We start from the raw sequence: 11,782 nt of genomic DNA, 5'->3' as shown, positions 1-11,782 counted from the left end.
CCTTTGGGCGAACGGTTTCAGAACGCGTCAGAGCAGCACCACATCATATTGTTCCTGGGAATACATGGACTCGACCTGGAAGCGAATGGTTCGCCCGATGAAGGCCTCCAGTTCGGCGACGTTACCTGACTCTTCGTCCAGCAGCCGATCGACTACCTTCTGGTTGGCCAGCACGCGGTAGCCTTCTGCCTGGTAAGCCCGCGCCTCACGAAGAATTTCGCGGAAGATTTCGTAACAAATAGTCTCTGGCGTCTTCAGCTTGCCGCGCCCCTGGCAGGCCAGGCAGGGCTCGCACAGCACCTGCTCTAGGCTTTCACGGGTACGCTTGCGGGTCATCTGTACCAGGCCCAACTCGGTAATGCCGATGATATTGGTCTTGGCATGGTCGCGCTCGAGCTGCTTTTCCAGCGTGCGCAGGACCTGGCGGCGGTGCTCTTCGTCCTCCATGTCGATGAAGTCGATGATGATGATGCCGCCGATGTTGCGCAGGCGCAGCTGTCGCGCAATGGCGGTGGCCGCTTCGAGATTGGTCTTGAAAATGGTCTCTTCGAGGTTGCGATGGCCGACGAAGGCGCCGGTATTGACGTCGATGGTCGTCATCGCCTCGGCAGGATCGACCACCAGGTAGCCCCCGGACTTGAGCGGCACCTTGCGCTCCAGGGCGCGCTGGATCTCGTCCTCGACCCCATAGAGGTCGAAGATCGGCCGCTCGCCGGGATAATGCTCGAGGCGGTCGGCGATTTCGGGCATCAGCTCACCGACGAATTGCGTGGTCTTCTGGAAGGTTTCCCGCGAGTCGATGCGGATCTTCTCGATCTTCGGATTGACCAGGTCGCGCAAGGTGCGCAACGCCAGGCCGAGGTCTTCGTAGATCACTGTCGGCGCACCGCAGGCCTGGATCTGGCTGCCGATCTGCTCCCACAGGCGACGCAGGTAGCGGATGTCCTGGAGAATGTCTTCAGCACGCGCGCCCTCGGCGGCGGTGCGCAGGATGAAGCCACCGGCGTCCTTGATGTTCTCTTGCGCCATCGAGTCGCTGACCACCTGTTTAAGACGGTCACGCTCGGCTTCGTCCTCGATTTTCAGCGAAATGCCGACATGGCTGCTGCGCGGCATGTACACCAGGTAGCGCGACGGGATCGACAACTGGGTGGTCAGGCGCGCGCCCTTGGTGCCGATGGGGTCCTTCGTCACCTGCACCACCAGGGCCTGGCCTTCGTGGACCAGTGCGGTGATGGTCTCGACCGCCGAGCCTTCACGCTGGGAGATCTCCGAGGCGTGGATGAACGCCGCACGCTCCAGACCGATATCGATGAAGGCGGCCTGCATGCCGGGCAGCACACGCACCACCTTGCCCTTGTAGATATTGCCGACGATGCCACGGCGCTGGGTGCGCTCGACATGCACCTCCTGCAGCACTCCGTTCTCCACCACTGCCACGCGTGACTCCATCGGCGTGATGTTGATCAGGATCTCTTCACTCATGGCAGGCTCTCGTCAAAGGTCTTCGGTAATGATGGATCGCTGTCGGGCGGCTGGCTAGCGCTGGACGGTATCCTCATGCTGCCAGCAGGGAATGCCGAACTGCTCCAGCAACTCGGCGGTTTCGCTCAGGGGCAGGCCGACCACGGCCGAATAACTGCCTTCGATGGCGCTGACGAACACCGCACCCAGGCCCTGGATCGCATAGCCACCGGCCTTGTCCAAGGGTTCACCACTGTCCCAGTAGCGACATGCTTCATCGAAAGAGATGGTACGGAAACGAACCTTGGTCGCCACGCACAGGCTCAGGGAGCGCTTGCCGTCGGTCACGGCCACGGCAGTGAGCACCTGGTGCTCGCGCTTGGACAGGTCGCCCAGCATCGCCAGGGCGTGCTCGCGGTTTTCCGGCTTGCCGAGGATCTGGCCGTCGAGCACCACGGCGGTATCGGCGCCGAGCACCACGCCCGGGACATCGAGCAGGTTGAAACCGGCCACCGCCTTGGCTTGCGCCAGGCGCTCGACGTAAGCCTGGGCGGCTTCGCCAACCTGCGGGGTTTCGTCGATGGGGGCGCTGACCACGGTGAATGGCACGCCAATCTGCGCCAGCAGCTCACGTCGACGTGGGGAGCCGGAGGCCAGGTGCAGTCGAGTCATGGGGACATCTCCGTGTCAGTGGCGACGCGTCAGTGGATATGCAGGCGTCGGCGCATGCCGCGCAGGGCAAAGCTGATCCAGGGCCAGAGCAAGGCGCTGATCACCGCCGACCACACCAGTGCAAGCGTCGGCAGGCGATTGCCGGTCAGGGCGCTGAGCCACAGCTGGATCAACTGGGCGATGCCGAACACCACCAGGATCACCAGGCTCTGCTGCCACATGGGGAACATGCGCAGGCGTTGTTGCAGGGACAGCACCAGGAAGGTGATCAAGGTGAGGATCAACGCGTTCTGCCCCAGCAGGGTGCCGTAGAGCACGTCCTCGGCCAGGCCGAGCACGAAGGCGGTGGTCATGCCGACCTTGCTGGGTACGGCCAGGGTCCAGAACGCCAGCAACAGGGCCAGCCACATGGGGCGGAACACCTCCATGAACTGCGGCATCGGCGTGACGCTGAGCAGCAGGCCGATGACGAAGGTCAGCCAGATGGCCCAGCCGTTTCTGCTACGGGTACTGGCCATCATTCTCTCCGGGGCTGTGCAGGCGACGCGGGTGCGGCTGGCGGGTGTGAGGTGGACGAGCCGTGGGCTGGCGCGATGGCGGCAGGTGCTGGCGCATGGGCCGGTGCGCCGCTCGCGGGCGCAGTTGCCGGTGCTGGCACGGCTGCCGGCTTGGCACCCGCACCGTCCTGACGGTCGGCCTCTTCCTGGGCGATCGCTGCATCAGTGGCACGCTGCTCAGGCGTACGTCGATCGCTGAACACCAGCAACATGTACCGGCTGCGATTGAGGGCGGCGGTAGGAATGGCGCGAACGATGGCGAACGGCTGACCGGAGTCGTGAATTACCTCGTTGACCGTGGCCACCGGATAACCGGCCGGGAAACGCTGCCCCATGCCGGAGCTCACCAGCAGATCGCCTTCCTTGATGTCGGCGGTATCGGCCACGTGACGCAGTTCCAGGCGCTCCGGGTTGCCGGTGCCGCTGGCAATGGCGCGCAGGCCGTTGCGGTTGACCTGCACGGGAATGCTGTGGGTGGTGTCGGTCAGCAGCAGCACGCGCGAGGTGTAGGGCATCAGCTCGACCACCTGGCCCATCAGGCCACGGGCATCGAGCACCGGCTGGCCGAGGAACACACCGTCGCGCTCGCCCTTGTTGATCAGGATGCGATGAGTGAAGGGATTGGGATCTACGCCGATCAACTCGGCGACTTCGACCTTTTCGTTGACCAGTGCCGAAGAATTGAGCAATTCGCGCAGGCGCACGTTCTGCTCGGTGAGCGCGGCCAGCTTCTGCAGGCGCCCCTGCAACAGCAGGGCTTCGGTCTTGAGCTTCTCGTTTTCGGCGATCAGCTCGGTGCGGCTGCCGAACTGCCCGGCCACGCCCTGCCACAGACGCTGCGGCAAGTCGGTGACCCAATAGGATTCCATCAGCACCAGCCCCATCTGGCTGCGTACCGGCTTGAGCACGTCAAAGCGCGAGTCGACCACCATCAGCGCGACCGACATCACCACCAGCACGAGCAGACGAACGCCCAGCGAAGGGCCCTTGGAGAAAAGCGGTTTAATGGGCCGTTCCTCGTGGACGACGATTCAAGCGGTCATTGCACGAGGTCAATGCAACCACCAGCCTGCGGATTGACGGAAACGACGCCCGACGGACGTCAACAGCGCATACAGGTAGCACTGTGCGTGCCACCTGTAAACCAGGCGATCTTCAGCGACGGCTGGACAGCGCCAGGACTCACTCGCTGGAGAGCAGGTCCATGGCGTGCTTGTCCATCATCTCCAGCGCACGACCACCGCCACGGGCGACGCAGGTCAGCGGGTCTTCGGCAACGATCACCGGCAGGCCGGTTTCCTGGGCCAGCAGCTTGTCGAGGTCACGCAGCAGCGCGCCACCGCCGGTCAGCACCAGGCCACGCTCGGCGATGTCGGACGCCAGCTCCGGCGGCGACTGTTCCAGGGCACTCTTGACCGCCTGGACGATGGTCGCCAGCGATTCCTGCAGCGCCTCGAGCACTTCGTTGGAATTCAGGGTGAAGGCACGGGGTACGCCCTCGGCCAGGTTGCGGCCGCGCACGTCGACCTCGCGGACTTCGCCACCCGGGTAGGCGGTACCGATTTCCTGCTTGATGCGCTCGGCGGTGGATTCACCGATCAGGCTGCCGTAGTTACGGCGCACGTAGGTGACGATGGCTTCGTCGAAACGGTCGCCACCCACACGTACGGACTCGGCGTAGACCACGCCGTTGAGCGAGATCAGGGCGATTTCGGTGGTACCGCCACCGATGTCGACGACCATCGAACCGCGGGCTTCCTCGACCGGCAGGCCGGCACCGATGGCGGCAGCCATGGGCTCTTCGATCAGGAACACTTCACGGGCACCGGCGCCCAGCGCCGATTCACGGATGGCACGCCGCTCGACCTGGGTCGACTTGCACGGTACGCAGATCAGCACGCGCGGGCTGGGCTGCAGGAAGCTGTTTTCGTGCACTTTGTTGATGAAGTACTGCAGCATCTTCTCGCAGACGCTGAAGTCGGCGATCACGCCATCCTTCATCGGACGAATGGCAGCGATGTTGCCGGGAGTGCGGCCGAGCATGCGCTTGGCTTCGGTACCGACGGCCACGACGCTTTTCTGGTTGCCGTGGGTACGGATGGCAACAACCGAGGGCTCATTCAGGACGATACCGCGCTCACGCACGTAAATAAGGGTGTTGGCAGTACCCAGGTCGATGGACAGATCGCTGGAAAACATGCCACGCAGTTTCTTGAACATGGGAAAGTGACCCTGGGGAAAGCGTGGGTAAAAAAGTGCGGCAAACTCTAACAATGGCAGGGATTTTGGGCAAGGAGCCAATATGTTAAATTGGCAGTTTTTCCGAGCACGCCAGCCGATGATCGCGGCCGTATGACCGCCAGAATCCCGGCATGTTCCTCATTACGGAAGCATTCTGTTTCTGTTTTTCCTGGAGATCCCCATGGCGCTTCAACGCTGTGACGTGGAAAAAATCGCCCATCTGGCCCGTCTGGGCCTCAATGAAGGCGAACTGCCACGCATTACCGATGCCTTGAACAGTATTCTCGGGCTGGTCGACCAGATGCAAGCCGTCGACACCACCGGCATCGAGCCCCTCGCCCACCCGCTCGAAGCCACCCAGCGCCTGCGTCCCGACCAGGTGACCGAAAGCAACCAGCGCGATCGCTACCAGGCGGTGGCACCCTCGACCGAGAACGGTCTGTACCTGGTTCCGAAAGTCATCGAGTAAGGGATAGAGCCTGCCATGCATCAACTCACTCTGGCCGAGATCGCCCGCGGACTCGCCGACAAGTCGTTTTCCTCCGAAGAGCTGACCGGCGCGTTGCTGTCGCGCATCAAGCAGCTCGACCCACAGATCAACAGCTTCACCAGCGTCACCGAATCGCAGGCGCTGGAACAGGCCCGCGCCGCCGACGCCCGTCGCGCCAATGGCGAAACCGGCGCACTGCTGGGCGCACCGATTGCCCACAAGGACCTGTTCTGCACCCAGGGTGTACGCACCAGCTGCGGCTCGAAGATGCTCGACAGCTTCACCGCCCCCTATGACGCCACCGTGGTCGCCAAGCTCGCCGAAGCCGGCATGGTCACTCTCGGCAAGACCAACATGGACGAATTCGCCATGGGTTCGGCCAACGAATCCAGCCACTACGGCGCGGTGAAGAACCCGTGGAACCTCGAGCACGTGCCAGGCGGCTCGTCGGGTGGCTCCGCCGCAGCCGTGGCCGCGCGCCTGCTGCCGGTCGCCACCGGCACCGACACCGGCGGCTCGATCCGCCAGCCAGCCGCACTGACCAACCTCACCGGCCTCAAGCCCACCTACGGCCGCGTCTCGCGCTGGGGCATGATCGCCTACGCCTCGAGCCTCGATCAGGGCGGCCCGATGGCCCGCACCGCCGAAGACTGCGCCCTGCTGCTGCAAGGCATGGCCGGTTTCGACGCCAAGGATTCGACCAGCGTCGACGAATCGGTGCCCGACTACAGCGCCAACCTCAACGCCTCGCTGCAGGGCCTGCGCATCGGCCTGCCGAAGGAGTACTTCGGCGCCGGGCTCGATCCGCGCATCGCCGAACTGGTCCAGGCCAGCGTCAAGGAACTGGAGAAGCTCGGCGCGGTGGTCAAGGAAATCAGCCTGCCGAACATGCAGCACGCCATCCCGGCGTACTATGTGATCGCCCCGGCCGAAGCCTCCTCCAACCTCTCGCGCTTCGACGGCGTGCGCTTCGGCTACCGCTGCGAAGACCCGAAAGACCTCACCGACCTGTACAAGCGCTCGCGTGGCGAAGGCTTCGGCGTTGAAGTACAGCGCCGGATCATGGTCGGCACCTACGCCCTGTCGGCCGGCTACTACGACGCCTACTACGTCAAGGCCCAGCAGATCCGCCGCCTGATCAAGAACGACTTCATGGCCGCCTTCGAACAGGTCGACGTCATCCTCGGCCCGACCACGCCGAACCCGGCCTGGAAACTCGGCTCGAAGAACGCCGACCCGGTCGCCGCCTACCTCGAGGACGTCTACACCATCACCGCCAACCTCGCGGGCCTGCCCGGCCTGTCGATGCCGGCCGGCTTCGTCGATGGCCTGCCGGTGGGCGTGCAACTGCTGGCCCCGTACTTCCAGGAAGGCCGCCTGCTCAACGTCGCGCACCGCTACCAGCAAGTCACCGACTGGCACACCCGCGCCCCCAACGGCTTCTGAGGAATTCACACATGCAATGGGAAGTTGTGATCGGGCTGGAGATTCATACCCAGCTCGCCACCCAGTCGAAGATCTTCTCCGGCAGCGCCACCACCTTCGGCTCCGAGCCGAACACCCAGGCCAGCCTGGTCGACCTGGGCATGCCCGGCGTACTGCCGGTGCTGAACCAGGAGGCCGTACGCATGGCCTGCATGTTCGGCCTGGCCATCGATGCCGAGATCGGGCCGCGCAACGTGTTCGCGCGCAAGAACTACTTCTACCCCGACCTGCCCAAGGGCTACCAGATCAGCCAGATGGACCTGCCGATCGTTGGCAAGGGCCACCTGGACATCGCCCTGGAAGACGGCACCCTCAAGCGCATCGGCGTCACCCGCGCACACCTTGAGGAAGATGCCGGCAAGAGCCTGCACGAAGATTTCAACGGCGCCACCGGGATCGACCTGAACCGCGCTGGCACACCGCTGCTGGAAATCGTTTCCGAGCCGGACATGCGCAGCGCAAAAGAGGCCGTGGCCTACGTCAAGGCCATCCACGCCCTGGTGCGCTACCTGGGCATCTGCGACGGCAACATGGCCGAAGGCTCGCTGCGTTGCGACTGCAACGTCTCGGTTCGCCCGAAAGGCCAGGTCGAGTTCGGTACCCGCTGCGAGATCAAGAACGTCAACTCGTTCCGCTTCATCGAACGGGCGATCAACAGCGAGATCCAGCGCCAGATCGACCTGATCGAGGACGGCGGCAAGGTGGTCCAGGAAACTCGCCTGTACGACCCGAACAAGGACGAGACCCGTTCCATGCGCAGCAAGGAGGAAGCCAACGACTACCGTTACTTCCCCGATCCGGACCTGCTGCCGGTGGTCATCGAGCCAAGCTTCCTCGAGACCGTCCGCGCCTCGCTGCCCGAGCTGCCAACGCAGAAGGTCGAGCGCTTCCAGAGCCAGTACGGCCTGTCAGCCTACGACGCCAACGTGCTCGCTAGCAGCCGCGAACAAGCCGACTACTTCGAGCAGGTGGCCAGCATCGGCGGCGACGCCAAGCTGGCGGCCAACTGGGTCATGGTCGAGCTGGGCAGCCTGCTGAACAAGCTGGGTGTCGAAATCGACCAGTCGCCGGTCAGTGCCGAGCTGCTCGGCGGCATGCTGCAGCGTATTCGCGACAACACCATCAGCGGCAAGATTGCCAAGACCGTGTTCGAGGCCATGGCTGCCGGTGAAGGCGATGCCGACAGCATCATCGAGAGCAAGGGCCTCAAGCAGGTGACCGACACCGGCGCGATCGACAAGATGCTCGATGAAGTGCTGGCCGCCAACGCCGAGCAGGTCGAACAGTACCGCGCCGCCGATGAAGCCAAGCGCGGCAAGATGTTCGGTTTCTTCGTCGGCCAGGCGATGAAGGCTTCCAAAGGCAAGGCCAACCCGGGGCAGGTGAACCAATTGCTCAAGGCCAAGCTCGAAGGGTGACCTGAACGCCCTCGTTCGCGGGCAAGTCGGAGCGGCGGTTCGGCGCTCCGACTTGCCCGCGAATGGAAGCACCGGAGAGCACCTGCCTTGCTGAAAAAAAACCTCGCCGCCCTGGCTCTTTTCTCTGCCTTGGCCGGCTGTGCCAGCCATGACATCGACCCACGCGGCTACGACGAAACCGGCACCGCCTCCTATTACGGTTCCCGCCACCACGGCAAACGCACTGCCAGCGGCGAAGCCTTCAACCAGCACGGCCTCACCGCCGCCCATCGCACCCTGCCGTTCGGCAGCCAGGTACTGGTGACCAACCTGTCCAACCAGCGCAGCGTGGTGGTGCGTATCAACGACCGCGGCCCCCACACCCGTGGCCGACTGATCGACCTGTCACGTGCTGCCGCAGAAAAAATCGGCATGCTCCGTAGCGGAACGGCGCGAGTCCGGGTACAAGGTCTGAGCGACTGACCTGACTGGAGCCCTGCCATTTTCGACCTCGCCACCCTCCCCACCTTCAGCCTCCTGCAACTGGGCCTGGGCCTGGTGCTGTTGGTCATCGGCGCCGAACTGCTGGTACGCGCCGCCCTGCGCCTGGCCACGCGCCTGCACGTGCGGCCGCTGATCATCGGCCTGAGCCTGGTGGCCTTCGGCAGTACCGCGCCACAACTGACAGTGAGCCTGCAGGCGGCCTACCAGGGCGCGCCGGACGTGGCGGTGGGCAGTGTGATCGGCAGCAATATCTTCAATGTGCTGGTGATCCTCGGGCTTGCTGCACTGATCATCCCGCTGCGCGTTTCGCGGCAACTGGTACGCCTGGACATCCCGTTGATGATCGCGGCCAGTGCAGTGGTCTACCTGCTGGCGGCCAACGGCGAACTGGGCAGGCTCGAGGGCGCGCTGTTGCTGCTGGGCCTGCTGGGCTACCTGGGCATGCTCTGGCATCAGTCACGCCACTATTCCCGCACCTATCCTGCGCCCGACACCGCTCGCCGCAGCCCGGGCCGTTTCTGGAGTACCGTGGTGCTGCAGACCCTGTTCGGGCTGGTGCTGCTCAGCCTCGGCGGGCACTTGCTGCTGGAGGCGGCGGTCGAGGTCGCCACCGACCTGGGCCTGTCCGAGCGGATCATCGGCCTGACCGTGGTCGCCGTCTGCACTTCGCTACCGGAACTGGCCGCCGCGCTGATCGCCGCCCTGCGGGGCGAGCGCGAGATCGCCGTGGGTACGGTGATCGGCAGCAACCTGTTCAACCTCCTGGCAGTGCTGGGGCTTACCGCCTTGACCACGCCCGAACCGCTGACCATCTCACCCAACGCCCTGGCGTTCGACCTGCCGGTGATGCTCGGGGTCGCCGTCCTTAGCCTGCCCGTGTTTTATTCCGGCTACCGGATCACCCGCGCCGAAGGGCTGGTGTTCCTCGCGCTCTACCTGGCTTACGGCCTGCACGTGGTGGCCTTCACCACCGGCATGCCACTGGCCGGGCGCCTGGAGCGCCTGATGCTGTTCTACGTCATGCCGGTGCTGGCGGTGGTACTGCTATACACCACGCTTCGCGCCTGGCGCCGCCAACACTGAGGAAAACGCAATGACCGACAACAAGAACGCCGGTGAGCAGGTTCGGCGCCAGGTGATGGGGGACGCTTTCGTGGATCGCGCCCTGGGCAATGCCACCGAATTCACCCAGCCCCTGCAGGACTTCGTCAACGAGCATGCCTGGGGCAGCGTCTGGTCCCGCGAGGGGCTGCCATTGAAGACTCGCAGCCTGATCACCCTGGCGGCGCTGACCGCACTGAAGTGCCCGCAGGAGCTCAAGGGTCATGTTCGCGGGGCACTGAACAATGGCTGCACGGTGGAGGAGATTCGCGAAGCGCTGCTGCATTGCGCAGTGTACGCAGGGGTGCCGGCGGCGATCGATGCGTTCCGCGCGGCACAGGAAGTGATCGACAGTTACCAGGCCTGAGGTCGCACCGGCCTCTTCGTGGGTAAACCCGCTCCCACAGGCACGCCGCTGTGCGGACTCTGGGGGAGCGGGTTTACCCGCGAAAAAAGCGACGCATCAGCGCAGATTCATCCCTTGGCCTGACGCGCCTTCTTCACCCGGAACGCCACCCACAGCGCTGCGATCCACAGCGGAATCAGCATCACCGAGATGCGCACTGGCGGGGTGAGGTACATCACCACCAGGATCAACGCTATGAACGCCAGGCACAGGTAGTTGGTCAGCGGATGCCCCCAACTGCGGTAGAACGGCGTGATGCCCGCGGCCAGCTTGGCCTTGCGGAACTTGAGGTGGGTGATGCTGATGCTCGCCCAGTTGATCACCAGCGCCGATACCGCCAGGGCCATCAGCAAACCGAACGCCTCGCCCGGCATCAGGTAGTTGATCACCACGCACAAACCCGTCGCCAGCGCCGAAACGCCCAGTGCCACCAACGGCACACCGCTGCGGCTGACCTTGAGCAACTGGCGCGGTGCATCGCCCTGGCTGGCCAGGCCGAACAGCATGCGGCTGTTGGCGTAGACGCAGCTGTTGTAGACCGACAGCGCGGCGGTCAGCACCACAACGTTGAGCACGGTAGCGACCACGTCGCTGTCCAGCTCATGGAAGATCATCACGAACGGGCTGCCGCCCTGCACCACCTTCTGCCACGGGTACAGCGCCAGCAGCACGGCAAGCGCGCCGATATAGAAGATCAGGATGCGGTAGACCACCTGGTTGGTGGCCTTGGGGATGCTCTGGCGCGGATTGTCCGCCTCGGCAGCGGTGATACCCACCAACTCCAGGCCGCCAAAGGAGAACATGATCACCGCCAGCGCCATGATCAGCCCGGTGATGCCATTGGGGAAGAAGCCACCGTACTGCCACAGGTTGGCCACGCTGGCATCCGGGCCACCATGACCGCTGCCCAGCAGCCAGGCGCCGAAGCCGATCATGCTGACGATTGCCACTACCTTGACCAGGGCGAACCAGAATTCCATCTCACCGTAGACCTTCACCTGGGTCAGGTTGATGGCGTTGATCACCACGAAGAAGATCGCCGCCGTGGCCCAGGTCGGAAACTCCGGCCACCAGTACTGCACGTAGATACCCACGGCCGTCAGTTCGGCCATGCCAACCAATACGTAGACGACCCAGTAGTTCCAGCCCGAGACGAAGCCAGCGAACTCGCTCCAGTATTGATGGGCGAAGTGGCTGAAGCTGCCGGCAACCGGCTCCTCGACCACCATTTCACCCAGCTGGCGCATGATCAGGAAAGCCATCAGGCCAGCGATCGCATAGCCCAGCAGTACCGAAGGGCCGGCCAACTGGATGGTCTGGGCGATCCCCAGGAACAGACCGGTGCCGATGGCACCGCCCAGCGCAATCAACTGGATATGGCGATTCTTCAGCCCGCGTTGCAACCCCGCGGGCGTGCTCTGGTCTTGCATGAAGTGTCCTTTAGTTCAGGAGGCAGTGTTGTTGT

The 11,782-nt window shown here is 64.1% G+C and carries 12 protein-coding genes; 6 read left to right on the top strand and 6 right to left on the bottom strand.

What is annotated here, in order from left to right; all coding sequences use genetic code 11:
- Positions 1-27 precede the first annotated feature (27 nt).
- The 5 genes from rng to mreB form a co-directional block, all read right to left on the bottom strand.
- Positions 28-1,485 carry a ribonuclease G gene (gene rng / locus AB688_RS07375; protein WP_054894395.1) on the bottom strand — a complete coding sequence of 486 codons (1,458 nt, stop codon included), beginning with the start codon at positions 1,483-1,485 and terminating at the stop codon, positions 28-30.
- A 54-nt stretch (positions 1,486-1,539) separates the two neighbouring features.
- Positions 1,540-2,136 carry a Maf family protein gene (locus AB688_RS07370; protein ID WP_063543148.1) on the bottom strand — a complete coding sequence of 199 codons (597 nt, stop codon included), beginning with the start codon at positions 2,134-2,136 and terminating at the stop codon, positions 1,540-1,542.
- Positions 2,137-2,165: 29 nt separating this feature from the next.
- Positions 2,166-2,654 (bottom strand): rod shape-determining protein MreD, encoded by a 489-nt coding sequence (gene mreD / locus AB688_RS07365; RefSeq protein ID WP_054894397.1) that lies wholly within the window; start codon positions 2,652-2,654, stop codon positions 2,166-2,168.
- A complete protein-coding gene (gene mreC, locus AB688_RS07360; RefSeq protein ID WP_081255206.1) occupies positions 2,654-3,700 on the bottom strand; it encodes a rod shape-determining protein MreC in 1,047 nt (348 codons plus the stop codon). The genes mreD and mreC overlap by 1 nt, the downstream gene beginning before the upstream one ends.
- A 175-nt stretch (positions 3,701-3,875) precedes the next feature.
- Positions 3,876-4,913, bottom strand: a complete 1,038-nt coding sequence (gene mreB / locus AB688_RS07355; protein ID WP_003255163.1) for a rod shape-determining protein MreB — start codon at positions 4,911-4,913, stop codon at positions 3,876-3,878.
- Positions 4,914-5,115: 202 nt separating this feature from the next.
- Between mreB and gatC the strand changes: the two genes are divergently transcribed.
- From gatC to AB688_RS07325, 6 genes are all read left to right on the top strand, one after another.
- Positions 5,116-5,403, top strand: coding sequence for an Asp-tRNA(Asn)/Glu-tRNA(Gln) amidotransferase subunit GatC (gatC, locus tag AB688_RS07350; RefSeq protein WP_054894398.1), 288 nt, complete (start codon positions 5,116-5,118; stop codon positions 5,401-5,403).
- A 15-nt stretch (positions 5,404-5,418) separates the two neighbouring features.
- Entirely contained in the window at positions 5,419-6,870 is a 1,452-nt protein-coding gene (gene gatA, locus AB688_RS07345) for an Asp-tRNA(Asn)/Glu-tRNA(Gln) amidotransferase subunit GatA (protein WP_063543147.1), read from the top strand.
- A gap of 11 nt (positions 6,871-6,881) precedes the next feature.
- Positions 6,882-8,327, top strand: a complete 1,446-nt coding sequence (gene gatB, locus AB688_RS07340) for an Asp-tRNA(Asn)/Glu-tRNA(Gln) amidotransferase subunit GatB (protein WP_054894400.1) — start codon at positions 6,882-6,884, stop codon at positions 8,325-8,327.
- 87 nt (positions 8,328-8,414) lie between these two features.
- The gene (locus AB688_RS07335; protein ID WP_196759881.1) at positions 8,415-8,789 is read left to right on the top strand and encodes a septal ring lytic transglycosylase RlpA family protein; all 375 of its coding nucleotides are present in this window, start codon (positions 8,415-8,417) and stop codon (positions 8,787-8,789) included.
- A 60-nt stretch (positions 8,790-8,849) separates the two neighbouring features.
- Positions 8,850-9,893: a calcium/sodium antiporter gene (locus tag AB688_RS07330; RefSeq protein ID WP_063543146.1), complete on the top strand. Its 1,044-nt coding sequence runs from the start codon at positions 8,850-8,852 to the stop codon at positions 9,891-9,893.
- Between the two features lie 10 nt (positions 9,894-9,903).
- A complete protein-coding gene (locus tag AB688_RS07325) occupies positions 9,904-10,278 on the top strand; it encodes a carboxymuconolactone decarboxylase family protein (RefSeq protein WP_054894403.1) in 375 nt (124 codons plus the stop codon).
- Positions 10,279-10,385: 107 nt separating this feature from the next.
- Here AB688_RS07325 and AB688_RS07320 read toward each other — a convergent pair whose 3' ends face one another.
- The gene (locus tag AB688_RS07320) at positions 10,386-11,747 is read right to left on the bottom strand and encodes an amino acid permease (protein ID WP_063543144.1); all 1,362 of its coding nucleotides are present in this window, start codon (positions 11,745-11,747) and stop codon (positions 10,386-10,388) included.
- Positions 11,748-11,782 lie beyond the last annotated feature (35 nt).

The sequence above is a fragment of the Pseudomonas putida genome (assembly GCF_001636055.1).
GTDB classification, from domain to species: Bacteria; Pseudomonadota; Gammaproteobacteria; order Pseudomonadales; family Pseudomonadaceae; genus Aquipseudomonas; species Aquipseudomonas machongensis.
The sequence above is the reverse complement of the archived record's forward strand: the minus strand, read 5'-3'. Positions and strand labels throughout refer to the sequence as shown.